This is a genomic window from Pseudogemmobacter bohemicus, from assembly GCF_003290025.1.
GTDB lineage: Bacteria > Pseudomonadota > Alphaproteobacteria > Rhodobacterales > Rhodobacteraceae > Pseudogemmobacter > Pseudogemmobacter bohemicus.
In genome coordinates this window covers 1,402,327-1,428,049 of record NZ_QNHG01000001.1, presented here as the reverse complement: position 1 = coordinate 1,428,049, position 25,723 = coordinate 1,402,327, and the positions used below count along the sequence as shown (strand labels likewise).

At 60.4% G+C, this 25,723-nt stretch carries 24 protein-coding genes and 2 pseudogenes; 7 read left to right on the top strand and 19 right to left on the bottom strand.

Annotated elements, in window-relative coordinates:
- Positions 1 to 46: 46 nt before the first annotated feature.
- Complete coding sequence (locus tag DRF71_RS06785) at positions 47 to 1,348, top strand: MFS transporter (protein ID WP_112309685.1); 1,302 nt, start codon at positions 47 to 49, stop codon at positions 1,346 to 1,348.
- 52 nt (positions 1,349 to 1,400) lie between these two features.
- On the opposite strand, the gene DRF71_RS06780 is transcribed toward DRF71_RS06785, so the two are convergent.
- The 13 genes from DRF71_RS06780 to DRF71_RS06715 form a co-directional block, all read right to left on the bottom strand.
- Positions 1,401 to 2,243, bottom strand: a complete 843-nt coding sequence (locus DRF71_RS06780) for a hypothetical protein (RefSeq protein WP_112309684.1) — start codon at positions 2,241 to 2,243, stop codon at positions 1,401 to 1,403.
- Positions 2,244 to 2,337: 94 nt separating this feature from the next.
- Positions 2,338 to 3,681, bottom strand: coding sequence for a phosphoglucosamine mutase (glmM, locus tag DRF71_RS06775; RefSeq protein ID WP_112309683.1), 1,344 nt, complete (start codon positions 3,679 to 3,681; stop codon positions 2,338 to 2,340).
- A 58-nt stretch (positions 3,682 to 3,739) separates the two neighbouring features.
- Positions 3,740 to 4,780 (bottom strand): dihydropteroate synthase, encoded by a 1,041-nt coding sequence (gene folP / locus DRF71_RS06770; RefSeq protein WP_112309682.1) that lies wholly within the window; start codon positions 4,778 to 4,780, stop codon positions 3,740 to 3,742.
- Between the two features lie 65 nt (positions 4,781 to 4,845).
- Positions 4,846 to 5,742, bottom strand: a complete 897-nt coding sequence (locus DRF71_RS06765) for a dihydroneopterin aldolase (protein WP_112309681.1) — start codon at positions 5,740 to 5,742, stop codon at positions 4,846 to 4,848.
- 135 nt (positions 5,743 to 5,877) lie between these two features.
- Complete coding sequence (locus DRF71_RS28465; protein WP_232831334.1) at positions 5,878 to 6,882, bottom strand: cell wall hydrolase; 1,005 nt, start codon at positions 6,880 to 6,882, stop codon at positions 5,878 to 5,880.
- 252 nt (positions 6,883 to 7,134) lie between these two features.
- Positions 7,135 to 9,687 (bottom strand): putative PEP-binding protein, encoded by a 2,553-nt coding sequence (locus DRF71_RS06755; protein ID WP_112309680.1) that lies wholly within the window; start codon positions 9,685 to 9,687, stop codon positions 7,135 to 7,137.
- A gap of 132 nt (positions 9,688 to 9,819) precedes the next feature.
- Complete coding sequence (gene glyS / locus DRF71_RS06750; RefSeq protein ID WP_112309679.1) at positions 9,820 to 12,078, bottom strand: glycine--tRNA ligase subunit beta; 2,259 nt, start codon at positions 12,076 to 12,078, stop codon at positions 9,820 to 9,822.
- A 32-nt stretch (positions 12,079 to 12,110) separates the two neighbouring features.
- Positions 12,111 to 12,845 (bottom strand): class I SAM-dependent methyltransferase, encoded by a 735-nt coding sequence (locus DRF71_RS06745; RefSeq protein ID WP_112309678.1) that lies wholly within the window; start codon positions 12,843 to 12,845, stop codon positions 12,111 to 12,113.
- 124 nt (positions 12,846 to 12,969) lie between these two features.
- Positions 12,970 to 13,392 (bottom strand): DUF6446 family protein, encoded by a 423-nt coding sequence (locus DRF71_RS06740; protein WP_408634527.1) that lies wholly within the window; start codon positions 13,390 to 13,392, stop codon positions 12,970 to 12,972.
- 511 nt (positions 13,393 to 13,903) lie between these two features.
- Positions 13,904 to 14,866, bottom strand: coding sequence for a glycine--tRNA ligase subunit alpha (locus DRF71_RS06730; protein WP_112310045.1), 963 nt, complete (start codon positions 14,864 to 14,866; stop codon positions 13,904 to 13,906).
- A gap of 261 nt (positions 14,867 to 15,127) precedes the next feature.
- On the bottom strand, positions 15,128 to 15,553 hold the full coding sequence (gene gp17 / locus DRF71_RS06725; protein WP_232831333.1) for a tail completion protein gp17: 426 nt from the start codon (positions 15,551 to 15,553) through the stop codon (positions 15,128 to 15,130).
- Positions 15,550 to 16,008, bottom strand: a complete 459-nt coding sequence (locus DRF71_RS06720; protein WP_112309675.1) for an HK97-gp10 family putative phage morphogenesis protein — start codon at positions 16,006 to 16,008, stop codon at positions 15,550 to 15,552. The genes gp17 and DRF71_RS06720 overlap by 4 nt, the downstream gene beginning before the upstream one ends.
- The gene (locus DRF71_RS06715; RefSeq protein ID WP_112309674.1) at positions 16,008 to 16,310 is read right to left on the bottom strand and encodes a head-tail connector protein; all 303 of its coding nucleotides are present in this window, start codon (positions 16,308 to 16,310) and stop codon (positions 16,008 to 16,010) included. The genes DRF71_RS06720 and DRF71_RS06715 overlap by 1 nt, the downstream gene beginning before the upstream one ends.
- Before the next feature lie 228 nt (positions 16,311 to 16,538).
- Between DRF71_RS06715 and DRF71_RS27295 the strand changes: the two genes are divergently transcribed.
- Positions 16,539 to 17,012, top strand: coding sequence for a hypothetical protein (locus DRF71_RS27295; protein ID WP_157970960.1), 474 nt, complete (start codon positions 16,539 to 16,541; stop codon positions 17,010 to 17,012).
- A 314-nt stretch (positions 17,013 to 17,326) separates the two neighbouring features.
- A complete protein-coding gene (locus DRF71_RS27290) occupies positions 17,327 to 17,971 on the top strand; it encodes a hypothetical protein (protein ID WP_157970959.1) in 645 nt (214 codons plus the stop codon).
- Between the two features lie 265 nt (positions 17,972 to 18,236).
- Here DRF71_RS27290 and DRF71_RS27285 read toward each other — a convergent pair whose 3' ends face one another.
- The 5 genes and pseudogenes from DRF71_RS27285 to DRF71_RS29220 form a co-directional block, all read right to left on the bottom strand.
- Positions 18,237 to 18,890 carry a hypothetical protein gene (locus DRF71_RS27285; protein WP_157970958.1) on the bottom strand — a complete coding sequence of 218 codons (654 nt, stop codon included), beginning with the start codon at positions 18,888 to 18,890 and terminating at the stop codon, positions 18,237 to 18,239.
- Positions 18,877 to 19,224: an HNH endonuclease gene (locus tag DRF71_RS06710; RefSeq protein ID WP_112309673.1), complete on the bottom strand. Its 348-nt coding sequence runs from the start codon at positions 19,222 to 19,224 to the stop codon at positions 18,877 to 18,879. The genes DRF71_RS27285 and DRF71_RS06710 overlap by 14 nt, the downstream gene beginning before the upstream one ends.
- Positions 19,224 to 19,862 carry a tail assembly protein gene (locus DRF71_RS06705; protein ID WP_112309672.1) on the bottom strand — a complete coding sequence of 213 codons (639 nt, stop codon included), beginning with the start codon at positions 19,860 to 19,862 and terminating at the stop codon, positions 19,224 to 19,226. The genes DRF71_RS06710 and DRF71_RS06705 overlap by 1 nt, the downstream gene beginning before the upstream one ends.
- Positions 19,859 to 20,134, bottom strand: coding sequence for a hypothetical protein (locus DRF71_RS27280; RefSeq protein ID WP_157970957.1), 276 nt, complete (start codon positions 20,132 to 20,134; stop codon positions 19,859 to 19,861). Before DRF71_RS27280 ends, DRF71_RS06705 begins: the two co-directional genes overlap by 4 nt.
- 500 nt (positions 20,135 to 20,634) lie before the next feature.
- Positions 20,635 to 20,766, bottom strand: a pseudogene (locus DRF71_RS29220) (DUF6538 domain-containing protein); the annotation flags it as partial.
- 381 nt (positions 20,767 to 21,147) lie between these two features.
- On the opposite strand from DRF71_RS29220, the gene DRF71_RS06695 reads away from it, so the two are divergent.
- From DRF71_RS06695 to DRF71_RS06685, 4 genes and pseudogenes are all read left to right on the top strand, one after another.
- Positions 21,148 to 21,429, top strand: coding sequence for a type II toxin-antitoxin system ParD family antitoxin (locus DRF71_RS06695; RefSeq protein ID WP_112309671.1), 282 nt, complete (start codon positions 21,148 to 21,150; stop codon positions 21,427 to 21,429).
- Positions 21,426 to 21,725: a type II toxin-antitoxin system RelE/ParE family toxin gene (locus tag DRF71_RS06690; protein WP_112309670.1), complete on the top strand. Its 300-nt coding sequence runs from the start codon at positions 21,426 to 21,428 to the stop codon at positions 21,723 to 21,725. The genes DRF71_RS06695 and DRF71_RS06690 overlap by 4 nt, the downstream gene beginning before the upstream one ends.
- A gap of 230 nt (positions 21,726 to 21,955) precedes the next feature.
- Positions 21,956 to 22,921: a hypothetical protein gene (locus tag DRF71_RS27270; RefSeq protein ID WP_157970955.1), complete on the top strand. Its 966-nt coding sequence runs from the start codon at positions 21,956 to 21,958 to the stop codon at positions 22,919 to 22,921.
- Positions 22,922 to 23,237: 316 nt separating this feature from the next.
- Positions 23,238 to 23,963 (top strand): annotated as a pseudogene (locus tag DRF71_RS06685) (IS5 family transposase).
- A 44-nt stretch (positions 23,964 to 24,007) separates the two neighbouring features.
- On the opposite strand, the gene DRF71_RS06680 reads toward DRF71_RS06685, so the two are convergent.
- Positions 24,008 to 25,684 (bottom strand): DUF6119 family protein, encoded by a 1,677-nt coding sequence (locus tag DRF71_RS06680; RefSeq protein ID WP_112309669.1) that lies wholly within the window; start codon positions 25,682 to 25,684, stop codon positions 24,008 to 24,010.
- Positions 25,685 to 25,723 lie beyond the last annotated feature (39 nt).

The window sequence follows — 25,723 nt, the reverse complement described above, 5'->3', positions numbered from 1 at the left end:
TGCGAAAAGCGAGCCGCCTGTGAAACAAAATTACCCGGATTGAGACATGTCTGACACCACTCTGGCCGGCGCAAGCGCCGCCGAAGGGCCGAAGAATTCGCCGCGCCGCGTGCTGCTGGCGAGCCTGATCGGCACCACCATCGAGTTCTTCGACTTCTACGCCTATGCCACCGCCGCCGTGCTGGTCTTCCCGGCGCTGTTCTTCCCGGGTTCTGACCCGATGACGGCGCTGCTGGCCTCTTTCGCGACCTTCTCCATCGCCTTCTTCGCGCGCCCCTTCGGCGCCATCGTGTTCGGCCATTTCGGAGACCGCATCGGCCGCAAGGCGACGCTGGTGGCGGCGCTTTTGACCATGGGCGTCTCGACCGTCATCATCGGCATGTTGCCGACCTATGCGCAGATCGGCGTGGCAGCCCCCTTGCTGCTGGCGCTGTGCCGCTTTGGTCAGGGTTTTGGTCTTGGGGGCGAATGGGGCGGTGCGGTGCTGCTGGCCACCGAAAACGCGCCCGAGGGCAAGAAATCCTGGTATGGCATGTTCCCGCAGCTGGGCGCGCCGGTGGGCCTGTTCCTGTCATCGGGCTTCTTCTGGATCCTGCTCCACTTCATCTCGGAAGAGCAGTTCATGGCTTGGGGCTGGCGCCTGCCGTTCCTTGCCTCGATCTTCCTGATCGTGCTGGGTCTCTGGGTGCGGATGTCGATCTCGGAAACCCCGGAATTCGCCAAAGCGGTCGAGAAGGAAGAGCGCGTTCAGGTGCCGGTCGCCGAGGTGTTCAAAAACCACAAGCGCAGCCTGTTCCTCGGCACCTTCGTGGCGCTGGTGACTTTTGTGCTGTTCTACATCTGCTCGGCCTGGCTTTTGGGCTACAACATCAAGACGCTGGGCATTCCGTTCAAGGATGCGCTGCTGATCCAGATCTTCGGCTCGGTGATCTTCGGGATCGCGATCCCGATCGCGGGCAAGATCGCTGACCGCGTCGGGCGCTACAGCTTCCTGATCGTGGTGACGGTGCTGATCGGGGTGTTCTCGTTCTTCCTCGGGCCGCTGATGCAGGGTTCGGCTGCGGATGAAAGCTCGATCTATGTCTTCGTCACGCTGGGCATGTTCCTGATGGGGCTGACTTACGGCGTGATCGGGGCGGCGCTGGCGGCGCCCTTCCCGACAAAGGTGCGCTATACCGGATCGTCGATCACCTTCAACTTTGCGGGCATCTTCGGTGCCTCGCTGGCGCCCTATGCCGCGACCTGGCTGCAGACGCATTACGGCATGGCCTATGTCGGCTATTACCTGCTGGCGGCCTCGGTGATCACGCTGATCTGCATCATCGCTTCGGGCCGCAAAGAGGTCTGAACGGGGTGCCAGGGCTGAAAAGGGCCGGAGCATTGCTCCGGCCCTTTTTGCATCAGTTGGCGCCTGTGGCCGAGGCGGCGGCATCCTCGCCCACCCAGTCCGGCCAGCCGCCGGGATCGGCGGGCCAGGTTTTCGGCATCTCATCGGCCTCGGCTTTCCACATCGCAAAGGCTTTCTGGCTGGCCTGGTCGATCCACAGAACCGCCCATTCCTGTTCGCAGACGAATTTGGTGCAGGCCGAGCCGCGATATCCCTTCTCCACCAGATCGCCCGAGCCAAGCCCGCTGAGAATGGCGGTGAGGCCGTCCCAGTCCCCGGGGTTCATGCCGGCGCGCATTTCCTGATAGACCGGCGCAAAGCCAAGCGCATCGACCGGATGCGCCCCGGCAAGGCTGCCGAAATCCTCCCAGCCCTGGCCGGCTTTGGGGGTGAATTCCTCCGGGCTGGCCTCGGTGAGGCCGGAAACCGGCGTCCAGGTCCAGATCTCGGCCGGGGTGCCGGGGAAGGCATCGGTGTGGAAGATCAGCGCATCGGGCTGCAGGGTCATCTCGAACCAGCGGCAGCTGTCGACCGGGCCGTCGGCGACGGGCTTGCCGTCTTTCAGCGAGACGACAAAGGGGGTGCCATCGCAGGCATTGCCGCCGGGCCCGGCCAGGCCGGTCACCACGGTCTGGCCGGCGACCTCGACCGTTCCATCCAGAAAGATCAGCCCGCTGGACAGCAGAACCTCGCCATTGGCAGTAAGATCTGCCCCAAAATCGGCATTGTCGCGGGTGCCGATCTCATACTCGCCCAGCATGACTGTCTCGGGGCGCTCGCCTTCGGCGAAGACAAGGCCCGGCGTCAGCAGGGAAGTGGCAAAGAGCGCGGCGCGCAGCGGGGTGAAAAGGGTCATCCTGACCTCCTGTCCGGTATTCCGCCGCCACCCTGGCGCAAAGGGGGCGCGAATACCAGTCAGGCAGACCGGAGGCGAGGCGCCCCCGCAAAGATCAGCCCAGGCTTGCCACCGTATCGGCGATCTCATCGACCACTTCGGTCAAAAGGCCGGGGTCGATGCATTCCGCCATCACCCGGATCAGCGGCTCGGTGCCGGATTTGCGGATCAGGATGCGCCCCTTGCCGTTGATGCGCTGCTCACTGGCGGCGATCACGGCTTTGACGCGGTCATCCTCCAGCGGCTGCGTGCCTGCGGTATAGCGGACATTCTTCAGAAGCTGCGGCACGGTTTCGAACTGATGTGCCAGCTTTGACGCCTTTTCACCAGAGCGCGCCATCTCGGCGAGGAACTGCAAAGCCGCCGCCAGCCCGTCGCCGGTGGTGGCGTAATCGGTCATCACGATATGGCCCGATTGCTCGCCGCCAAGGTTGAAGCCACCCTGGCGCATCCGCTCGACCACATAGCGGTCGCCGACGGCGGTGCGTTCAAGCCTGAGGCCCTGGGCTTCCAAAAACCGCTCCAGCCCAAGATTGGACATCACGGTTGCGACCAGCGCGCCCCCCCTGAGCCGCCCATCCGCCGCCCAGCGGCTGGCCAGCAGCGCCATGAACTGGTCGCCATCCGCGACGACACCGTTCTCGTCAAGGATCATCACCCGATCCGCGTCGCCATCCAGCGCGATGCCCAGATCGGCGCCATGGGTGATCACCGCCTCGGCCGCGGTCTGAGGATGGGTCGAGCCGCAGTTCTCGTTGATATTGGTGCCATTGGGCGAGACACCCACCGGGATCACCTCGGCGCCCAGCTCCCACAGCACTTCGGGCGCGGCGCGATATGCGGCGCCATTGGCGCAATCGACCACCACTTTCAGCCCGTCAAGCCGCAGCCCCGCCGGGAAAGAGGTCTTGACGAATTCCTGATAGCGCCCGCGGCCATCCTCGATCCGTTTCGCGCGCCCGATATTCCTGGCCTGGGACAGCTGGATCTCCCCCTCGACCATGGCTTCGATCTCGGCCTCGGCCTCATCCGAGAGCTTGAACCCGTCCGGGCCAAAGAATTTGATGCCGTTATCTTCATGCGGATTGTGGCTGGCCGAGATCATCACCCCCAGATCGGCGCGCATCGAGCGCGTCAGGAACCCGACCCCCGGCGTCGGCACCGGGCCGAGAAGCAGCACATTCATCCCCGTCGAGGTCAGCCCGGCGGTCAGGGCGTTTTCCAGCATATAGCCGGAAAGCCGCGTATCCTTGCCGATCACCACCCGATGCGCCGCCGATCCGTCGCGGCGGAAATAGCGCCCGGCAGCCGCACCGAGCTTCAGCGCCATCCCGGCCGTCATCGGCCAGGTATTGGCGCGGCCCCGCACCCCGTCAGTGCCAAAAAGCTTTTTCGTCATGGTAAATCCTCGTTTCCGGGCCTCGCACTCAGGCTTCTCACCTTCTGGCGTCACACCCTCAGGCCTCGTCGTAATTGCCCTGGATGGCCTGCCAGATGGACAGGGCCTGCCGGGTTTCTCTTGTGTCATGGACGCGCAGGATATGGGCGCCCATCGCCGCGCCCTGCAAAGCCACCGCAACCGATCCGGTCACCCGCTCGGCCGGTGTCGCCGCCCCGGTCAGCGCCCCGATGAATTTCTTGCGCGAGGCGCCCAGCAGCAGCGGCAGGCCGAAATCATGGAACGCCGCCAGTTCACGCAGCAGCCGCAGGTCATGCGCAGTGGTCTTGCCAAAGCCGATACCGGGATCAAGGATCAGGTTCCCGGCCCGGATCCCGGCTTTCAGCGCCGCCGCGACGCGCTCGTAAAGATGGTCGCGCACCGACCAGAGCACATCCTCATAGACCGCGTGTTTCTGCATCGTCTCGGGCGTGGCCACCGAATGCATCAGCACCACCGGCACGCCCCGGCTCGCGACCAGCGCCGCCATATCAGGGTCAAAGCGCAAAGCGGTCACGTCATTGACGATATCGGCGCCGGCATCCAGCGCCGCCTCGGCCACGGCGGCTTTGCGGGTGTCGATCGAGATCGGCGTGGTGATCCCGGCCTCGCGCAGCGCGCGGATCACCGGTGCGGTGCGGGCGATTTCCTCTTCCACCGGCACTTCCTGCGCGCCGGGACGGGTGCTTTCGCCTCCGATATCAAGGATCTCGGCGTCGCGGATCATCTCCTGCGCGCGGGCGACGGCCGCTTCGGGCGCGTTGTGGCGGCCGCCATCCGAGAAACTGTCCGGGGTGAGGTTGAGGATCCCCATGATCCGGGGCCGGTCGAGGCTGAGGCCGCAAAAATCGGCGCGCGGCGCGCTGATCGCCAGCCGGGTGGTCCCTGTGAGAGGGGCGGGCCGTTCCTCGGTGGCGCGACCGCGGGCCAGCAGGCTGGCCGAGTTCCACCACAGATGCCGCGACCCGGCCAGCGGCTGAGCGGACACGCCGCCTGCTGTCACACCGCTGCGCGGCAGCGGGCGCAGGATCTGGTCGGGCTCGGGCAGGCGCAAGGGCATCAAGGGCTCCGCAAAAGGGTTTGCGGGTTCTGCCCCCGAAGCCCCTGATTTGACAAGCGGGGGCGTCAGCCCTTTACCGCCGGGATGCGGCTTCCCGCCGGAACTGAAACATCGCCGTGAAGAACGAGGCGCGAGGCCGCCATTTCCTCGGCCAGCCACAAGGCCAGCGCCACCGGGTCGCGGGCCTGGGGGCCATCCACCGCGTCAAGCACCAGTTTCGAGGGCGCCCAGACCACGGAACGCCCGCGTTTGATTGCCCAGTCGATCTCGGTCCTCGACGATACCACCACACAGCGCGGATCGCGGGCGGCCAGCACCCAGGCATTCTGTTCAATGGCCAGAAGATCGACGCGGTGCTGCGTCGGGCGGTGGCCGGTCTGCGGCCGGGGCAGGTCCGGCAGGCCCACGCAGAAGATCGCCGGCTGACCGGGCGCCAGCACGGCGTCGATCTTTGCGGACAGATCCGGCGCATGGATCATCGCATTGTCGAAAAAGACCACCAGCGGATGCACCGCATCCTCGCCGTCCCTGACCGGCACCTCGGCCCTGGAGCGCACGATCTCGACCCCAAGCGCATAGGGTCCGACATCCAGCTTTTCGATCCGGATGAAGGCGCGCATCGCCTGGGGCTCGGCCAGAAGCCGTTCGGCCAGGTGTTCGGCCAGCGTCTCCAGCAGGTTCAGCCGCTCGGTCGCAAGCTCGGTCGCGATGGATTCGGTGATGCGGTCATAGGAGAGGATGCGGTCGACATCATCCTCCAGCGGCTGCGGCGTCGGGCGCACCTCGATCACGATGTTGAAGCGCAGCCGCTGCTTATGGCCGCGTTCCTTCTGGAAAGCGCCGATATCGGCCTCGACGATATGGTCCCGCAGGCTGATCCGGTCGCGCGGATCGGCGCTGGCCGAGGCCTCGGCGCGTTCCTGCGGATGGGCGAAGGCGAGGGCGCTGTCGCTGGTGGTCATGGTGATGCGGCCTCTTCCGGTGGCTGGGCGCGGGCGGCAGAACTGCCTGAGGCAAATCCCTAGCAGCCCCGCACGCCGATCCCAAGCCTTTTGACCATCAGGAAAAAGACTTCTGCCGCATCCTGGCGGATGGGGTCAGCCCCGCACGCCCGGCTGGCGGTAGAAAAGATGCGAGCCGATGGCCGTCGTCTGGGCGAAGCGTTTCGACCACGAGGGTTTCACGCCACGGGTGTGGAAATGGGTCGCCCCCGCCGTCAGATCACGCGGCGCGCCGGACAGCATCACCGAGGCGATGCGGCCCGCCACCTCGCGCGCATCGCCGTCGCGCATTGTCGTGGACGTGCCGTTGCAGGTGTAAGAGAACTGGCAGCCGCCGCCGCCGGCCTGGCGCACCACGCCGCAGACCGAAGCCGGGTAAAGGCCGCTGTCGCGCCGGTTCAGGATCACTTCGGCCACGGCGAACTGGCCCTTTAGGCTTTCTCCGCGCGATTCGAAATAGATCGCCTCGGTCAGGCATTGCCATTCCCGGCCGCTTTGCGCCACCGGCTGCGCCATGAGCCAGCCCATGTCATAGCGCAGGCGCGACGCGTCGGGCGCTGGCGCTGCCGGCTGCGGCGCCACTGCGCTGGCGGTTTCCACCATACCAGAGCCGGCGGTGGTTTTAACCGTTGTTTTCCTGATAACCCGGCGGATCTTGCGGCCCTCGGGCGTGTCGACCACGGTTTCCGAGACGACCTCCTCGATCACGCGGACATTGCCGGCGGCGGTCGCTTTGACCACGCTGCGGGTTTCGGTCGGGACCGGGACCGGGTCGGCGCTGGCTGCTGCCGGGGCAGGGCTCTCGCCCGGGCGCACCACTTTCGCGGTCTTTTTCCTCGTCACGACCTTGCTGGCCGGTTCAGACGCAGCGGCGGCTTTCGCCACCGTTTTCGGCGTGCCGATCGGCTGGCCGGAAAACGCGTTCAGCCGCGATTTCTCGCTGCCGAGGATCTGCCCCATCTCATCCGCGATGGTCAGACGGGGCTTGTTCATGTCACTGCGGGTGACATCTGCATGGGCTGCCATCGGGGCAGCCATCTGGGTGAGGGCGACGGTGGCGGTCACGGCGACCGCTGCCAGCACATTCCCTGAGCGTTTCATATTCGGCTTCCTGCTCTGTTACCCCAAGCGTGGATTTAACCAGACACCGTTGGGCACCAAAAACGCGGCTTTGGCCAAAACTGTGGCCGCCACCGGTCGACAAGCGGGTTGAGTAGGCGAATCACGGACCATCGGTCCAGTATTGTTGCGAATTGGTCACAAGATATTCGTTGAGCTCGGCGGATTAATGCCGACAAATTGCATCCAGTTCCTTAACAACGCGCGACAACCACATGATATTGTGGTTTGATTTCAGTTATCCACATGGTCCCCAAGAGCCAGATGGGCGGCTGCGAGTCGCGCCATCGGCACACGGTAGGGGCTACAGGAGACGTAATCGAATCCCGCCAGGCGACAGAAGGCGATCGAAAGCGGGTCGCCGCCATGCTCGCCGCAGATCGAGAGTTTGAGGTCCTGGCGGGTTTCCCGCCCCCGCGCGGCGCCAATCAGCAAAAGTTCGCCGACTCCGTCCTGGTCGAGGATATGGAACGGGTCTTCGGGGAAGACGCCCTGCTGCACATAGGTGTTCATAAAGCGCCCGGCATCGTCGCGCGACAGCCCGTAAGTCATCTGCGTCAGGTCATTGGTGCCGAAGGACAGAAAGCCCGCATGCTGCGCGATCTCGCCCGCGCGCAGGCAGGCGCGCGGGGTCTCGACCATGACGCCAAGCTTATAGTCGAAATCGGCCTTGGCGCGGGTGCGCACGGCGGCGGCGACCGCGTCGATGCGGGTGCGCACCAGCTCGACCTCGCGTTTGGCCGAGACAAGGGGGATCATCACTTCCGGCACCACCACCGCGCCGCGCTTGGCGCTCTCGATGGTGGCCTCGAATATCGCCTGGGCCTGCATGTCGTAGATCTCGGGCAGCACCACGCCCAGCCGCACGCCGCGCATGCCCAGCATCGGGTTCACCTCGCGCAAAGCCTCGGCGCGGCGGGTGACCTCGGAAAGCGGGCGGTCAAGCGCCTCGGCCAGTTCGCGCAGCCCCTCCCGCGTGGCGGGGAGAAATTCGTGCAAGGGCGGGTCAAACAGGCGGATGCAGACCGGCAGGCCCTGCATGATCTCAAAAAGCTGCAGGAAATCCTCGCGCTGCATCGGCAGGAGCCGCGACAGCGCCGAGGCGCGGTCGGCGCTCGTATCGGCGAAGATCATCTCGCGCATGACGGTGAAACGGTCTTCGTCAAAGAACATGTGTTCCGTGCGGCACAGCCCTATGCCTTCGGCATTGAACTTGCGCGCAGTGGCGGCGTCAGAGGGGGTGTCGGCATTGGCACGCACGCCGATATCGCGGAATTCATCGGCCCAGGTCAGCAGCTGGTGAAAGCTTTCATCCAGCGCCGGCGGCAGCATCCCGGCGGCGCCTGCCAGCGCCTCGCCACGCGAGCCGTCGATGGTGACGATATCACCCTCGCGGAAGATGCGGCCATCGCGGGCAGTCAGTTTCTTGTCCTTGCCGTCAAGGCGCAGATCAGAGGCGCCGACCACGGCCGGCAGGCCAAGGCCCCGCGCGATCACTGCGGCATGGCTGGTCATGCCGCCGCGTTCGGTCAGCACGGCGACCGCAGAATGCATGCCGCGAATGTCTTCGGGCGCGGTCTCGCGGCGCACCAGGATGCAATCCTCGCCTCTGGCGGCCGAAGCCTGGGCGGCCTCGGAGGTGAAGACGAGGCGGCCGGTCGCAGCCCCCGGCGAGGCGGCAATGCCGTTCGAGATCACATCGCGCAAGCCCTGCGGATCGACCTGGTGGTGCAGCAGTTCCGAAAGGGCACGGGGCTCAACCCTGAGCACCGCCTCGGATTTCGGGATCACGCTGTCTTCGGCCAGGGCCACGGCGATCTTCAGCCCGGCCCGGGCCGAGCGCGCAACCCGCACCGCATCCAGCACCGAAAGCCGCCCGTCTTCGACGGTGAATTCGATCTGCATCTCTTCGCGCAGCTTCACCCGGCAGGCGGCGCCCATGCGGACGAGTTCGAGCATGATTCCAGGCGCTTCCTCCTCCAGAGAGGGGCCGCGCGGGTCGCGGGTCAGGTAAAGCGCCTCGCGGGCGGCCAGCGCGTCGCGGCCCTGGCTTTGGCCAAGATAACGGCCGGTGACGCGGCTGAGCCCGGTGACGGAATCGACGAACTGGATCACGCCCGAGCCGGAAATGCCCTGGCCGATCCCTTGCGCCATTTGTTGCACGACAAGACCTAGGGCGGCGTCCTCCGGCGCCCCTTTGGCCGAGCGCAAGAGGCGCGCCGAGGTGCCCTCCCAGGCGCGGGCCATCGAGCGCAGCACTTCGGAAAGCTGGCGGGCGGGGTCTTCGGGGAAGGGCTCGTCGGTCTCATATTCATAGAGCCGGCGCAGCTCGCGCAGCGCATCGGGGCCGGGGGGGACATCCTCGAACATATCCGGATCGAGCCGGGCGACATGGATCGCATAGGATTGGATGAAGCGGCACCAGAGCGCATCGGCGGCGTCCCGGCCATGGGTCTCAACGAGGCTCGCATGACGGGCGGCGTTCAGCCCGATATTGAGGATGGTGGCCGGCCCGCCCCAGTCGGGATTGGCGGGCGAGGCGCGGACCGAGACCAGCGCGCCGCCGGTTCCGGAACCGAAATGCGAGAGGATGGCGCCGGCATCGACCGCCTGGCCTTGCGCAAGGGCGCGGATGGTGCTGGCGGGCAGGGCAACCGATTGCGGCACCGGCAGGTCCAGCCGCACGAGGCGCTGGAGGCATTTGGCTTTCCACCCATGTTCCTCGGTCGTGACCGGGGCGGAAGGGGTGATTTCCGAAAAGGCGGTGATCTTTACTTGTTTCTGCACTGCAGCACTCCTCGCACGGCTGGCAGAATAGGCCGGATTTTCCACGGTGCAAGCGGTGTGATCTCTGGCCGGCCGGGGCGGGGGCTTCCCGCCCCCGCACCCCCGGGGAGTATTTGGGTCAAGAGGAAGGGGTCAGCCTTCGATTTTGGTCAGATCGGCGGTGCCGGAGCAGATTTCGCGGATCCGGTGCAGGAGGTTGAGGCGGTTCCTGCGGATGATCGGGTTTTCCGCGTTGATCTGGACGGTGTCGAAGAAGGCGTCGATGGGGGCACGCAGTTTTGACATGGCCTGCATGGCGGTGGCGAAGTCTTCTTCCTTCATCGCGGGGGCGATTTTGGCCTCGGCCTGGTCGAGAGCGGTGAAGAGGGCGCGTTCCTGATCGGTTTCGGCCAGTTTCGGATCGGGGCCGAAGGAATATTCTACTCCGTCTTTGGCCTCGGCCTGGGTGAGGATGTTGTTGGCGCGTTTGTAACCCTGGATAAGGTTCTTGCCGTCTTCGGTTTTCAGCGTGTCCGAGAGGGCGGTGGCGCGTTTGACGAGCAGCGTGATATCGTCTGACCCGGGCATGGCCAAGCAGGCGTCGATCACGTCATGGCGGATGCCCTGGTCTTTGAGGAAGACTTTCAGGCGATCGTGGAAGAAGGCGAGGAGGTCACGGGATTGCTTCGAAAACAGGTCAATTTCACCCCAGTTTATCGTCGAAAATATCTCTCTGAACTCCTCGGGATGGGTTTCGCTATTTCTGATCCTACCCGTCTTGCGCATCGTTTCGTCCAGGAATTCGCGAGATATGCCCAAGTATCTTGCGATCTGGTCCTCGTAGTTTTGCTGCTCCCAAATCTCCCGATTATGCTCATGTAGGAGCCAAGGGGTGATTTGGTTGTCGAGGATATTGAGCAGGTCGAGATGAACTCCGTTCCCCAGCACCAGCCGGATCACGCCAAGGGCGGCGCGGCGCAGGGCGAAGGGGTCTTTGGAGCCGGTGGGCTTTTCGTCGATGGCCCAGAAGCCGGTCAGGGTGTCGAGTTTGTCGGCCAGCGCCACGGCGACGGAGACCGGCTCGGACGGGACGGCGTCGGAGGGGCCGAGGGGGGAATAGTGGTCGCGGGCGGCGTTGGCGACGGCTTCGGGTTCGCCTGCTTCCAGCGCGTAGTAGCGGCCCATCACGCCTTGCAGCTCGGGGAATTCGCCGACCATGGCCGAGCGCAGGTCGAGTTTCGCGAGGCGCGCGGCATGTTCGGCCTGATCGGGTTCGGCACCGACCAGCGGCGCGATCTCGCGGGCCAGCGCTGCGATGCGGTTGATGCGGTCGGATTGCGAGCCGAGTTTCGACTGGAAGGTCACATGGGTCAGACCCTCGGCCCATTCCGCCATACCTGTCTTCGCCACCCGCAGGTCGTTTTCCCAGAAGAAACGCGCATCCGAGAGGCGCGCAGTCAGCACTTTCAGGTTGCCGGCGAGGATGGTCGCGCCATCATCCGGGGTCTCGATATTGGCTACCGTGATGAAGCCCTCGATCCGGCCCGTCTTCGGGTTGCGGGCCGAGAAGAACTTCTGATGTTCCTTCATCGAGGTTTGCAGCACTTCGGCGGGCAGGCCGAGGAAGGCCTCGGGGATCTGGCCCAGCAGCGGCACCGGCCATTCGACAAGGCCGGCGATTTCCGTGAGCAGGCTGCGGTCTTCGACCACCTCCAGACCGGCGGCAAAGGCGAGGTTCTTCGCGCCATGGGCGATGGCCTCTTCGCGCTCGGCCTGGTCGAGCATCACCTTTGCGCGGCGCAGTTTCGCGGCGTAATCCTCGAAGGAGGTGACGGTGAAGGCCTCCGGCCCCATGAAACGATGGCCGCGCGTGGTATCGCCCGAGGGGATGCCGCCGACCGTCAGCGGCACAATGCCAGCGCCCGATTCATCCGAGAGGATGCAGAGGATCGAATGCAGCGGGCGCACCCAGCGGAGGCTGCCTGCGCCCCACCGCATGGATTTCGGCCAGGGGAAATTGCGGATCGTGCTTTCCAGCACTTTGGCGACAATCTCCGCCGCCGGGCGGCCGGGCTTTTTCACCACGGCGAAATAGACTTCGGCCTTTTTATCGGCCCGTTTTTCCAGCTGGTCGATGCTCAGCCCGGTCGAGCGCAGGAAACCGTCCAGCGCGGCCTGGGGGGCATCGGTTCTCGGACCTTTGCGTTCCTCGCTGACGGGGCGGCTGGCGGGCGAGAGCCCTTCCAGCGCCAGCACCAGGCGGCGCGGCGTCGAGAAAACCCCGGCGCCGCCATAGGTGAGACCGGCCTCGACAAGGCCATCTGTCACCAGTTTTTTCAGCGCCTCACGGGCACCGGCCTGCATCCGCGCCGGGATTTCCTCGGAAAACAGTTCGATCAGCAGGTCTGGCATGGCGGCACCGTGTTTTGTCAGTGCCGCAGTCCCTAACCATTCTTGCGGAAGATCACAACAGAGGCAGCATATTCCGGGTTCACTTTGCCAGAGTCGAAGACGGGCTGAATCTCGCCCTGATCGCCAAAGGCCTCGGTGATCATCGAAATCAGCTTTTCCAGGGAAATGCCAAAAGGATCAAGCGCATCGGCGGTTTTGGGTGAATGGCCGCGCGTGTGGTCCAGCAGCAAAAGCCCGCCGGGTTTGAGGCTTTTGATCCAGGCGCCAAAGGCTTTCAGCGGATCGAAAGCATGGTCCCAGGAGTTGGAATAGACGAAATCGGCACGGCTTTCCCAGTCGGGATTCTCATCATGGAAATCCCATTGCAGCGTGTCGGGGAACTGGGTCGCGGTGTCCGAGATTTCGGTGCCGATCACCCGCGCCTTGCTGCCCAGATGGGTGCGGAACCAGCTTTGCTCGGCGCCGCGCCTGGTGCCGTGGCAGAGGCCGAAATCCGGCTCTGGCGCATTTTTCAGCACGATATCGGCCAGAAGCTGAATATGGCTTTCACGGACAAACTGCGCCTTGAGCTTGGCCTTGTTGCCCTGCGACTGCACCTCGCGATAGGTGTCGTAATCGGGATACTGGTAGAGGGCATAGCCGTCGCGCAGCTCCAGTTGTCCACCGGCCGAGGCTTCGGCGGCGGCACGGGCGCGGGCGAATTTCCCTTCTTTTTTCTCTTCTTTGCGGCGCTGTTTATCGCCTTCCGAAGTGGACTGATCTGACATTTCGCTGCTCGCTTCTTTGTAGTTGGCGGCACTATCGACAGTTGATGTGCAACAAACAAGGCAGAAAAGGCACCGGTTTACGGCTGGAGATGCGCCGGCAAGGTCCCGATGTCAGGGGCAGGCGTCAGGGACCTTCGGCGGTCTCGGGCTGCAATTGATGCCAGGCATAGGCACGCCCGTCGGCGAAGACGGCGACCACGCGGTCGACGCCGGGATGGATGCCGGTCTCTGACAGAAAGGCCAGCGCCTCGCCGGTTTCCAGCGCATGGCCGATCTCATCGGCTTTGTAGCAGGAGAACCAGCCCGGCCCGTTCAGCGGCACCGGCTTGTCATAGATGCGGTAGGTCTCGGTCAGCATGGATTGCGACAGCGGCGTGGTGAAACAGGCGCGGAAACGCAAAGGCGAGCTTTCAGCGTCGATCCCCTCGACATTTTCCGCAACGATCACCTCGGGCTGTTCCGATCCAAGCGGCGTCAGCCGGATCTCGGTCTCACCCGGGCCGAAGGCCACCGGCTCATAAAAGGCATAGACCTGGAGCCAATACATCAGGACGCCTGCGACCAGACCTGTCACCAGAAGACCTCCCGCTGCGATTTTACCGACATTCACTCCGCATCTCCTGTGTGATGGAGGGGGTATTGTGCCGGGGGGGATCCGGCAGGAATCTGATAGCGGCTGACCCGGGGGCCGCTGTCATGGCTGAACAACACGCTGCGCTGCCGGCCCCTTGTCTGCGCATCGCGGCAGATATCTTTGGGCCAGGCTAAAGCCTGGGGCGGGACCGGGAGGCGCCGCTCCGGCGCGGTCTTTGCCTCATCGCGAAACAGGAAACCTGCGGCGGCGGGGCTGTTGTCTTTCACCTGGGGACGGTCGGTGAACTGAAAACCCACAAGGGTCGTGCCGGTTGCCGCAGGCATGTCCGCCTGCTGCTGATCCGGGCGCTGCTGCCCTCTGCCGCTGGCCCCGAGCATGCGGTGATCCTGCATGGCCCCGCCCCGCCGGCCGGTTGCGATACCAGGCTCGGGCCAGAGGCTGTCGGAAAACAGGCCATCGCGCATCAGGCCGGAACCGCGTCAGGCTCTGCCGCATCGCGACCGGCTTCGGTCTGGCGGAAGGCATCCGCGCATTTCTTCGCAAGCGCCCGGACGCGGCCGATATAGGCCTGACGTTCGGTCACGGAAATCACGCCGCGCGCATCGAGCAGGTTGAAGAGGTGGCTCGCCTTGATGGTCTGATCATAGGCCGGATGCGCCATGATGATGGTCTTGCCGGTCTTCGGGTCCAGGGCCGGGAAATCGAGCAGGCGCTGGCATTCGGCCTCGGCATCCTCGAAATGACGAAACAGCATCCCGGTGGTGGCGCCGTCGAAATTATGGCGTGAATATTCTTCCTCGGTCTGGCGGAAGATATCGCCGTAAGTCAGCGGGATCGGCGCGTCCGGGCTGTTGAAGGGCATATCCATGACGTGACCGACATTCATCACATACATGGCAAGGCGTTCCAGACCATAGGTCAGCTCGCCCGAGACCGGTTTGCAGTCATGGCCGCCGACCTGCTGGAAATAGGTGAACTGGCTGACCTCCATCCCGTCGCACCAGACCTCCCAGCCCAGCCCCCAGGCGCCAAGCGTCGGGCTTTCCCAGTCGTCTTCCACAAAGCGGATATCATGGAGGCCAAGGTCGATCCCGATGGCCTTCAGGCTGCCGAGATACAGTTCCTGCAGGTTTGCGGGGCTCGGTTTGATGATGACCTGATACTGGTAATAATGCTGAAGGCGGTTCGGGTTCTCGCCATAGCGGCCATCCGTCGGGCGGCGCGAGGGCTGCACATAGGCCGCAGCCCAGGGTTTGGTGCCAAGCGAGCGCAGCGTGGTGGCCGGATGGAAGGTGCCGGCGCCGACCTCCATGTCATAGGGCTGCAGGATCGCACAGCCCTTGTCGGCCCAGTAATTCTGCAGCCGCAGGATGATTTCCTGAAAGCTTTGCGGAGTGGTGCTGCCCGCAGTGCTGCCCTGTGCCATGCTGAAAGCCCTCTCCGGTTCCGGCTGCTCATTGTCGCGCAAGTCCCTATCCATTGGTGCGGGCGGGGTCAATCACCGAGGCGGGCCAGTCACCGAGGGGGCAGTCACCGGGACAGGGCAGGGCACCGACCACGCGCGAAATCGCCGCTTTCGGTGGCGCTGCCGGCTTCGGCATTTGTGCCGCGCGGGGTGTCTGAAAGGAATGCAGGATTTCCGAAAGGCGTTGCAGTTCAATGGCGTGTTGAAGTTTACCAGCCTGCATCACTCGGCCCTCCACCGCAGCACCGCCCGCAAGGCAATCGTGCCATGCGTATAGGTGCGCTCTGGCGCAGGGTCGCGCATCCAGACCAATTCCGGGCGCTGCCAGTTGTCAATGGCGAAGCCATCAGGCCGGGGTGCATCCATAAGCGCCAGCATCGCAGCACCAGCCACCGCCTGCGCCACCGTGGAACCATCCTCCACGGCCCAGAGGTGCAGCATCATGCGGACCTCGGCCATGACATAGCCGCCCGAAGCATGACCAAGGAAGGACACGCGGGCGGGTGCCAGGACGATTGCAGGCAGGTTATCGGGCCGGATCGAACCGGCGCGGATGTTCACCGGATCGACATGGGCGATGATCCGGGGATCAGCAGCCAGCATGTCACCGATCAGCGTTTGAAGGGAAAGCGTGGCATCAAAGATCATTGGCCTGCCGCCTTCCTCGCCTCTGAGCGGATCACGCGGCGCAGGCGGTTCTTCACGCGGGTCATGTTCAGCCGCCACGCGGGCAGCAGGAACGGTTCGGCGGGCATGGTGCCGGTGCTGGTGCCGTCCTTGTGCTGGCGTTCGCTGGTGCCGAACTCCACAAGATGCCCGTGGCGGGCGTCAGGGCTGCCAGCGGTGACGAAAGCCTGCCCGTCCTCGGCGGTGCGCCTGCCACCGTTGGCGGCATAGGCTGGCGTTGTCTCGCCGGGGCCGGTGGCATCAATGGAATCCGCAAGGCTGCCGGTGCGCCGTGATGCCTCGGCCAAGGCCCGGGCATCGGCTGCCACTTCCTCGGCAGAGCGTTTCAGGGCGGGGTTCAGGGCAGCCGCGACAGCAGCAGGAAGCGCTGCCAGCTTCCGTTTCAGGGCATCAGACCCTTGGACATAGCGGGCCATTATGCTGCCTCCGGCTCGGGCCGGTAGCCCGTCACGCGGTCTTTCAGAGGCGACAGCAGATCATGGACGCCGAACGGAAGCTGATAGGTGTTGGCAAAGGTGACAGCCTCGCGGGCCTCATACTGGTGCGCCACCAAGAGAAGCGCGGCCTGCACCATCAGGGCGTTGTCAGCGGTGAAGGGCTGGCCGGTATAAGCCGCCACCCACATCGCCGCGACATTGGCGTAATGGGTCAGAAGTTCGGGGTCGCGGTCGTCGTCAAGATTCAGATGCGCCCGGATCAGGGCAAGGGGAACGGACATGGCAGCACTCATAACAGCATCAACTGTTATAATATAACACTACCCGTCAGGCGTGTGAATCGTGAAAAGTTATATTCCGGCGTATCTTGCGCGAAGGACCACACGCCGGTTCCCTGAAAGGGGCGGATATTTAGGGATACCCCCTCCCACATCCGTTCGCGATTTTCGATAGGCTTGCACGAATCAGGAAAACCCGTTTGGGTTGCGAGTATTACGCAAGGGGTGTAGATGCCGAAGTTCTCAGAGCACTTTCGTTTAGGACTGACACAAGCAGAACTCGACTTCGTTGATGTCGAACTCAACACCGATACGCAGCTTTATATTTGTCCATACGCAATACAGATTCGAGATGATGATTGGTCTGCTACATGTGGCGATCTTATCCGCTCGTTCTTCTCAGAGGTGTTGAACCAGCTTCGCGCAGATAACCGTCGGCGAGTGGACCATCTTCTTGGTCATTTGCGAGAACCAAATGAAACGAGACTAGGCCAATCTCAAGGGCGACCGCGAGGTGCAGGTGTCGGTGATGACCGAGCCGCACTTCTAGCGGGAGCATTGGTGCGCAGTCGAGCCTATCAGACCGGGCTTCTTGAAGATATATCAGAAGCCGAGCTATTCATACATGGCGTGGGTCGAGATACCATTTCCGATCTTACCACCAACATTATAAGAGGGGCACTTGCAGAATACACACGCCAATAGTGTGATTTACTTGACATTCCGGTGCAGATCACCAGAGCAACTGGACCGATCTGGAACCCAGATGAATTGAATTGGCGATCTTCTCCTTTGAGTCTGCACATCACGGGGCAAAGCCTATTCTGTTAGTCCCCAAAGCTGCCGTGCGATATAGACTAAGCTTGGACTCTCAAGAATTCTACAACCACTACATGTTAGAGTTTCTGCAGGCCTAGTATCTTAATGCTGGTGGTGCGCTTGTTGAGGTTTTCAAGAACGGCAGCAGGCGCGTAACCAAAAAGTCAGTGAAGGAAGTTCACCCATTCATAAAGGACGACTTGGCAGATTTTGTGAGGGATCATCCGGAAGTTCTGGAGCGATATAAAAACTTAAAAGGGGCGAAAGGCCCGCTCGAAAACTCGCAGCTTGATGAAGGATTTAACGAGTCGGCTTTTTCGCAGGCTCTAATTGACAGACTGGGAGAAATACCCGTCGGCGATGCAAATGCAGATATATATCACCGACTTTGCATCGGCCTATTAACATTCATATTTCATCCAGAAATTTCGGCTCCTGTTCGGGAGGCGAAAATACATGATGGCAGAAAAAGAGTTGATATAGTTTACAATAATTCGTCCGATTCAGGGTTCTTTTTTCGGAGATTGCAAGCGCCTCAGACACGCGCTCAGTCAGTCTTTGTCGAGTGCAAAAATTACACGAAGAACTTAGCAAACCCGGAGCTTGATCAGCTTCAAGGCCGGTTCAACGTTCGAAGAGGTTTCTTCGGAATTTTGATGTGCCGTTCCATGGACAACAGAGAAAGGATAATTGCCGGATGCAAGGATACGGCGATTGATGGTCGAGGATATATGATTGTATTTGAAGACTCAGATATTATTCACATGCTTGAAATGATTCGAGATGGAAACAGACCTAATATAGATAATTACCTTGAACAACGCCTTCGGGAAATATCCATGTGAAGTGTCGGTCAATTAGGAACTTTCACGCCACCCGCAACACATCCTCCACCGGCCAGCCCTTTTTGTGCCTTCCACGATTGTCACCGGGCGTAAGAGCATCAGCAACAGGCCATCCGGAACGCAACCGCTTCTCAATGGTCTGTTGTTTGATACCTGTCTGCTCGGCCCATTGCCGGATGGTAAGGGTCTGGCCCTCATGGGTAAAGAGGCGCGGCAGCCGGCCACGCTCACGGACAGAGGCAGCCTGTCCAATGCGGGCAAGCCCTTACTCGCGTGAGGTTCCAAAGGTCTCTTCCATAGTCCAGCCTGCCCGGAGACGGGATTGCAGTGTTTGAGGGTTGATATTCAGGCGCTCACCCCATTGATTCAGCGTAAGGGCTACGCCGTTATGGGTGTAGGTTCTAACGTCTGATCGGGTGCGCCTCGGCTGGTTTCGCACATTGGAATACCTGACACTTCTGCGCCTTCCATCACCAACCGATAATGTCAGGGCATCAGATACGGGCCAGCCGGAATCAATTCGGCCCGAGATAGTGGAAGCAAGGATGCCCGTTTTTTGCGACCATTCTCTTGCGGTGAGGGTTTCACCGTTGAATGTGTATGTCGCGGCCTTCTTCCTTCCCTTGCGCTCTGTAATGCGTTTTACCATTACAGCACGGGATTTGCGGCGACTTCCTGCGATTTCATCAATAGATGGTGCTTCTGCAATTCTGCGACTCATCCGGTCAATAACTGCCTCTGAATCAAGGCCAGCAAGAAAGCATACCGTATAAAGGTCTTTGCTTGCGATCGTCAGATATTCACGCGCCTCTTTACAGATGCGGCGCTTTTGAATTGGCTTTTCCACCGATGCGGGGCCAAGAATAGCATCATCAACCGTTGCGCGAAGCACTTCCTGCCACAGGTCACGTTCCGACATTGGCCCGCTCTTGGCGTTGCTTCTCGGAATCGTGGCAGCGCTTGCACAGGGCTTGCAGGTTGTTCCAGTTCATCACCAGCGCCACGCTGCCGTGGTGGCGCTGGATATGGTCCACAACCTCAGCCCCGGCCCCGCAGAAGGCGCAGGTCGGGTGCAGGCGCAGGAACTCGGCCCGCAGGGCTTCCCATTGGCGCGTATAGCCGCGCTGGCGGCTGTTCGGGCGCTTGGCGTCATGGCGGCGCTTGCGGGCGCGGATGGTGTCACGCTGGCAGGCGCAAAGATCACCAGCCGGAACAATGGCGCCGCAGGAACAGAGGCGGGGCGGCGCTGGCATTACTGCGACTTCCCGAGGAACTTCTCAAACAGCCCGCCGTTGCTGGCGCTTTCCTCGCGGTGCTGGATACTCAGCGCCCCGTTAATCATGGTGCCGCCGGTGATCACCTCACCATAGGCAATGGGGATGATACCGCCCTCGCGGGTGGTGGTTTGCGGGCCGGTCATGGTGAAAGATTTTTCGGTTTCCTCGGCCTTCATTTCCGGGGCCAGCATGGTCGCCACGCCGGAAAGCAACATGCTGGTGCCCAAAGCGCCCGCGATGGTGCCAAGGCTGGTCGTGCCACCGGCAAGCAAGGGCGCAGCAAGGGCAGCGCCACCAAAGGCAGAAAGACCGATCAGCGCGATACCGGCGATAATCTTACCCACGCCGCCACGCTTGGACCCTTTGACAACCGGGATCAGGAACAGGTCTTGGGTGCCAAGTTTGAAGCCCGGCAACATGGCCTCATCCAGTTCCAAGCCGTTCTTCTGTGTCTTTCCGACAATCACCCGGAAGTGACCTTTGCGGATGGTGTTGAAGAACTTGGGGAAGTTCGCTTGCAGCGCGTCCATCGCCTCTTGGATGGTATCAACCGCCAGCCTGATCTTATGGCCGAACTCACGGCCCAAGCTGCCGTGAAGGTGAATCGTTCTCATTGGTGCCTCGCTTTAAATGCCCGCAGCGCCTCACGGTCAAAGGCAGGGTCATGGTCCTGTTCCTCGATCTGGCGCAGGCGCTCGGCTGTATAATTCTCGTCGGGCTTGGCTTTGTCGGATGGGATGCCTGCAAGGCGCAGTTCGCGTTCGGCCTGCGCTTCCAGCGCCGTGACGATCTCGGCCACAGAAGCGTTCCAGACCTCGGACGGGGGCCAGTGCAGCCAGCTTGTGGCGCGGCTGAACAGTTCGGTGAAGAACCGGGCAAGCGGCATCGGGTCGGATGCAGGCGCTTGGGATGGGGTTGCCTCAGCTTTGCGTTCATAAGCAAAGGGTGATCCGGCTTCCCGGTGAAGTCGCCTTCATCGCGTTCAGCAACACGCGCCAGCGCCTCATATTCAGCCACACACAAGGCGCGGGCGATCTGCCGCCATTCGTCGGAACCGGGAAGCGCGGTCAGGTTGCCAGCAGCGCGGAAACTCTCCAGCCGTGCCCCGATCAGTGCGTTCAGTTCCGCCTCCGTGGCCCTCCCGGCCATTGCATCGCGCAGGCGCTGCACAAGCACTTCATCCACGAACCCGAAGGAGTGACGAATATCGTTCCGCAGTTCATCATCAAAGGCCATTCGCTGGTGGTAGTGCGAAAGCGCAATCTGATCCGGTGCCAGCGGATAGCGGGCCGGGCTGGCTGCACTGTTCGCCGGAACCGCTTGCCGTTCGGCTTGTGCAATTTGGTGTTGAAGCTGCGCCACCGCGCCCGGCAGCAGTTTCAGGGCTTGCCGGTAGTCGCCGCCCAGAGGGGCGCGAAGTTCGGTTTTCCCGACAGCCTTCCGAAGGTCTTTAGGGACCACGAGTCGGGCGAAATAGCGCCCATCGCGGTCCACGAGATGCCGAACTTTGCCTGCCATTACAGCCCCGTTTGTAACGTGAGTTGTAACAGTGAAGCGGACAAAACCCTTGATATGCAAGTGGTTTTTGCGATTTCAATGGGATACATGGTGGGCGGTGAGGGACTCGAACCCCCGACATCTTCGGTGTAAAGCCACAAATTGGATTGTCACCGCATCGCAGGAAATGACACCAGATTCAAGCTGAGCAAAGCAAACTGAACAGCGGAAAATCGGGCAGCCGCGCAGCGCAAAGGTTAACTTTGGTGCGAAGCGGTCGAATATGGTTCAGTTTCGTGCAGGTGACCGGATGGTGACCGGGTGAGCCAATGCTGCATGAGGCAGATGACATGGTTGTCAGTTTGTGGTATGAATTTGCCATACCATATCGGAGCTTCTTTCATGGCAACCGTCGAAAAGCGCACTGTCAGCCTGCCACCTGAGCATACCGCCTTCATCGACGATCTCGTCGCCTCTGGCAGCTATGCTTCGGCTAGCGAGGTCGTCCGTGCAGGTCTGCGGGCGCTTCAGGAGCGAAATGCTGCCGTTGAGCGCTGGCTCCGCGAAGAGGTCGCTCCGGTTTATGACGCAATGGAGGCTGATCCGGGCCGCGCCCTTTCGGCGACTGAGGTATTTGGCTCCATCCGCGAGCGCCATGCAAAGGCGCTGGCCGAACGCTCGTGAAGCAGCGTCAGGTCGTCTTTGCCCCGGAAGCCGCCGGGGATCTTAGGGCGCTTTATGATTGGGTCGCAGACGAAGCATCCCCGGTTGTCGCCCTGGCGTATCTCGAACGGGTGGAAGCGTTCTGCCAACGTCTCGGTATGGGCTCGGACAGGGGGCACCTTCGCACTGATATTCGTCCCGATCTGCGTATCATCGGTTTTGAGCGCCGCCTGACCATTGCTTTTAGGGTTGATGAGGACCGGGTTACCGTTTTGCGCGTAGTTGCGCGCGGGAGAAACTGGGAAGCGAGTATCTGAGGAGGTGCGGGAGCGTTTCATGCGCATTAAACGGCCCAAAACCGCCAGTCGGACTCGACTTATGCTGCGTTGCCGCATGCCCGGAAGCGGACGGTCGATGCACCGCAGCGACAACGCGACATCACCAAGAAGTCCAAAGTATTCGGTTCGGACAGTAGCAACACTTGAACACAGTTGGAATCCGAGTGAACTGTATAACTGCTATTCAGAGCAACAGATCGGAGGAAGAAATGGAAAATTCAATTTCCAGACTGCTAGCATTCATCCTTACGATATGGCAGAAAATTCCAGAGAACATAAAGGACGCCCTGCGGGGAGCAAGCGTATTACTCGGCGCCATAACAGTTTTTTCATTCGGATACTATTTTCAAATACCTCGCTCCTTGAGGGGGCTTCTGTCCGTTGGAAGCATGTCGGATGTATTCTTTCATGCAGCAATAAGCATAGCAACGATAGCAATCGTTTTCCGTATAAGTTTTGCGTCACTCACATTCATTGGCACATGCAGTCCTGCCAAGTATATCTTCGGCAATGAAACTGTTTCGCGCGTGCTCGCATCGATCATATCATTAATATCATTCTTGGTATTCTTTATGGGATTAGATTCCCTAGCTTATATTTTTTTAGTACTGAGTGTTTTTCTGCTTGCACTTGTATTTTATCACGAAAATCGTGGAGAAGGAGTTTCAAGAAAGCCCATCGCAGCGTTGACATTCGGATTCGCAACGCTGCTGATATTTTTCGCCGGCTCGCAAAGGTACTATTACATATCAAGCCAAACAAGCGTCATCAGCCTCGGCGAAAAATACATTATTGGCGGCATAGTCGCATCCACCCCTGACGGGTTCATCATTGTTCCAAGTCTGGTTAATCAATTTCATGATGGAGCGCGCGAAACACTTGAGAAACTGACCCACCGAAATATCGCAGTATACAAAAGACCCTGCTTTCCGAGGCGCGGAGATCCCGAAACGAAACGCATGCACGAAAACCGAATAGACGGCTGCAACGGTGTTTTTGAGCCCGGAGCCATGTATCCAGAGTTGGTTTTCTATATTGCTAAATCAAAGGTGCATTCCATTTCTCAAGATACTGTTGGGGCCTTGGATAAGTTCCCCTGTGGTCCGAAATCCATGCCATGGGCTCTCTCGAAGGAAACCAAAGATTGGTGTGAGAGGTACTGGCCGGAATCTTAATGATTAACATATGTACTCGACCATGTCGTCAATTTTTCCCCGAATGGATTTACCTCGACATGACCAAAAATAGGCATCGAAAAGTCTGCAGGGGAAATATCGGCAGGCCCCTAAAAAACAAGACAAGAGCCACTTTGAGCGGTTCGATGCGAAGGCAGGAACATTGGCGCCTAGTGCGCGGTCAGTAGCCACACCGCGCATGGCGGATTAGAGCTCCGAAGGGTCAGGACCCATTGATTGCCCTTCTTTGTCGTGCTTCAGAGAGTCTGATGAGACCTTTCTGATGAGCAACCTGTTCTGACCGACAGACCCGCAGATGGCGCGGCTCTCACCATTCTTTCCCACAAGCCACGGTAAGCCGCGCGGCGATGATCGTCGTATCCTGAGCGGCATAATCTTTGTGAATCGCAATGGGTTGCGGTGGCGAGATGCTACGAGGGAGTATGGTTCCGCGAAGACCCTCTACAACCGCGGAAAGCGTTGGAGTGACCGTGGTTTTTTTGCCCGGATGATGCACGGGCTTGCTTCCGAGGCAGCCGTTCCGAAGACCTGATGATCGACGCGACCTGCCTCAAAGCGCACCGCACGGCCTCGGGCCTGCGGGTGAAAAAGGGGGGCTCGGACGGCTGATCGGCCGCACCAAAGGCGGCATGAACACAAAGTTGCATGCCGTTGCCGATGCGCAAGGCCGCCCGATCAGCCTGTTCGTCACAGCCGGACCAGTCAGCGACTACAGCGGATCCGCTGCTCTGCTGCGCAGCTTCCCAAAGGCAGACTGGATGCTGGCGGATCGGGGCTATGATGCCGATTGGTTCAGAGATGCGTTGAAAGACAAGGGCATAAGCGCCTGCATCCCGGGCAGGAAAACCCGCAAGAAGACAGTTCGATACGATAAGCGCCGCTACAAACGTCGAAACCGCATCGAGATCATGTTCGGAAGACTCAAGGACTGGAGGCGCGTGGCCAAACGGCTCACGACAGGTGTCCCATCGTTTTCCTCTCAGCCATCGCACTCGCCGCAACCGTCCTCTTCTGGCTTTAAGAGTTAATGAGTCTGGAGCCTAGGGGGCCATTGAAGGGGAAAATCTACTCGTCTCCAGCGGTATCGCCGTCTGAAGCAGGTTTCTGAATGAGTTCCACTGCCACAGGAATTCCAAACTCCTCCAATCTTCTAACGGCGGCTTGAAGGCTTACCTTGGAGAAAAACGGCAGACCCAAGGTGCCATCTTTGTATGGCTTCCGCATAATGCCATACACCACCTTAAAATCAGCTCTGACTGGCTTCTGAGCTGCCATGGGCAAGAGTTCCTCAAAGGCGATGCCAGATGCCTTCTTATCGCTCTCGCTTTTTACAATTCTCCTTAGCTTCACCTTGAAGTCATGGTCGGATATGAACGCTTCTGCGCTCACAACTCCTTGGGACCAGAGGTGGCTAATTGATCCTGAAGAGTGCCCATCTTTTAGGTGGATAAATTCACGTCGCGCGGAAAAAAAATCGCAAGGCTCAAGATTTCCGTATTTTACGTCTTTCGGATTAATCTTTTCCTGGTCCAGCTTCAGGAGATCATTCCTCGAATTTACAAGGCTTTCAATCAGATCTCTTTCATTTAAGCAAAGGGTTGCCCCTACGATATTCACCTTCTCAAGGGCGTCAAACGCCGCATCAACTTCGACTTTAAAGTCCTGATCGACACAGTACCACGATCCAGAGAACAGAACGTAGTGCCTTGCGTTGCCGCCATCTCTGAGTGAGGTTTCAAAAATAAAGCAATCATAGATCTTCCATTTTTGATCAAATTTCTCTTCATTGTTCTTCTTGGCTGAAATGTAGTGATTCTCTTTTATTTCAAAGACCTCTCCCTCGAACTGACAACGGTTCAATTCGCCAATGTAGTCATCAATTGACAAACTCTGAAAATCTGTGCCGTTGCTTCCGAAACCATTATAATGAAGCTGATTTCCCTCAGTGTAATCCACAATTTCAGGCGGTGACATGTGAAGGTCCGCACCTTCACCTGCGCGCAACTTGGCCAACGCTTCAAACAGTTTTGCGTCCAGTTGCGTGATCACATCCTTCTCAGAGACTACTTGCATGCGGTCTATCCAAGAGAAGTCCGTTTTATAATCGTCCCTGAGGTACATTTCCAGTACTCTGTCGCAGAGTAGTTGCAACTCGTCAGGTTTGTCCTTGGAAACAATTTTCAGAGCGTCTTTGCCGGCCACAAACTGCGCAAAATCTCTATTCTTAGGAGTACCTGCCGCAACTCTAGCGAGGTCCCGATACATATCGACACCGAAGGCCTGCAAGTCACTGTCCTTACTGGTTTGAACGCGCTTTTGAACCGTCACGGCATCCGGCGTGGCTGTGTCCAAGCTTCGCAAATGCTCTCGAGATACCGAATTAAGCGTGACTTTCAGCCCAAACTGCCTGACGAATGCGTCGTCGTTTAATGCTATGTGAACGTGGCCAAAACAGATGGCGAGTATTCTGCCTCCGCTAGGAACGAAAAGCACAGCGCCTGCACCGCTGGCGAAAAGATCGGCGGGGAGGTCAGGGCTTTGGTTTCGAATAAAATCAGCCCAACTTGGTGGATTACTGTATATTTGACCAACATAAAGAGATGCGCCTTCAATCCCCTCCCAAGGTCTTTGTTCGAGTTCGCGGGGTTCTCCGGGGGAAAAGCTCGGCCCGAAGGCAGTGTTGGCGGTACGACCGGGGCGGAGAAGCCGCAAGTTAAATTGATAGTGTTTGTCTCGCGGCATCTGTGGCACCTCAAAATCATAGACTAGCCGGTCAGGGCT

Coding starts and splice junctions, on each gene's coding strand:
- DRF71_RS06785 (WP_112309685.1), top strand. CDS start 47: ATGTCTGACACCACTCTGGCCGGCGCAAGCGCCGCCGAAGGGCCGAAG.
- DRF71_RS06780 (WP_112309684.1), bottom strand. CDS start 2,243: ATGACCCTTTTCACCCCGCTGCGCGCCGCGCTCTTTGCCACTTCCCTG.
- glmM (WP_112309683.1), bottom strand. CDS start 3,681: ATGACGAAAAAGCTTTTTGGCACTGACGGGGTGCGGGGCCGCGCCAAT.
- folP (WP_112309682.1), bottom strand. CDS start 4,780: ATGCCCTTGCGCCTGCCCGAGCCCGACCAGATCCTGCGCCCGCTGCCG.
- DRF71_RS06765 (WP_112309681.1), bottom strand. CDS start 5,742: ATGACCACCAGCGACAGCGCCCTCGCCTTCGCCCATCCGCAGGAACGC.
- DRF71_RS28465 (WP_232831334.1), bottom strand. CDS start 6,882: ATGAAACGCTCAGGGAATGTGCTGGCAGCGGTCGCCGTGACCGCCACC.
- glyS (WP_112309679.1), bottom strand. CDS start 12,078: ATGCCAGACCTGCTGATCGAACTGTTTTCCGAGGAAATCCCGGCGCGG.
- DRF71_RS06745 (WP_112309678.1), bottom strand. CDS start 12,845: ATGTCAGATCAGTCCACTTCGGAAGGCGATAAACAGCGCCGCAAAGAA.
- DRF71_RS06740 (WP_408634527.1), bottom strand. CDS start 13,392: ATGTATTGGCTCCAGGTCTATGCCTTTTATGAGCCGGTGGCCTTCGGC.
- DRF71_RS06730 (WP_112310045.1), bottom strand. CDS start 14,866: ATGGCACAGGGCAGCACTGCGGGCAGCACCACTCCGCAAAGCTTTCAG.
- gp17 (WP_232831333.1), bottom strand. CDS start 15,553: ATGATCTTTGATGCCACGCTTTCCCTTCAAACGCTGATCGGTGACATG.
- DRF71_RS06720 (WP_112309675.1), bottom strand. CDS start 16,008: ATGGCCCGCTATGTCCAAGGGTCTGATGCCCTGAAACGGAAGCTGGCA.
- DRF71_RS06715 (WP_112309674.1), bottom strand. CDS start 16,310: ATGTCCGTTCCCCTTGCCCTGATCCGGGCGCATCTGAATCTTGACGAC.
- DRF71_RS27295 (WP_157970960.1), top strand. CDS start 16,539: ATGCCGAAGTTCTCAGAGCACTTTCGTTTAGGACTGACACAAGCAGAA.
- DRF71_RS27285 (WP_157970958.1), bottom strand. CDS start 18,890: ATGTCGGAACGTGACCTGTGGCAGGAAGTGCTTCGCGCAACGGTTGAT.
- DRF71_RS06710 (WP_112309673.1), bottom strand. CDS start 19,224: ATGCCAGCGCCGCCCCGCCTCTGTTCCTGCGGCGCCATTGTTCCGGCT.
- DRF71_RS06705 (WP_112309672.1), bottom strand. CDS start 19,862: ATGAGAACGATTCACCTTCACGGCAGCTTGGGCCGTGAGTTCGGCCAT.
- DRF71_RS27280 (WP_157970957.1), bottom strand. CDS start 20,134: ATGCCGCTTGCCCGGTTCTTCACCGAACTGTTCAGCCGCGCCACAAGC.
- DRF71_RS06695 (WP_112309671.1), top strand. CDS start 21,148: ATGGCAACCGTCGAAAAGCGCACTGTCAGCCTGCCACCTGAGCATACC.
- DRF71_RS27270 (WP_157970955.1), top strand. CDS start 21,956: ATGGAAAATTCAATTTCCAGACTGCTAGCATTCATCCTTACGATATGG.
- DRF71_RS06680 (WP_112309669.1), bottom strand. CDS start 25,684: ATGCCGCGAGACAAACACTATCAATTTAACTTGCGGCTTCTCCGCCCC.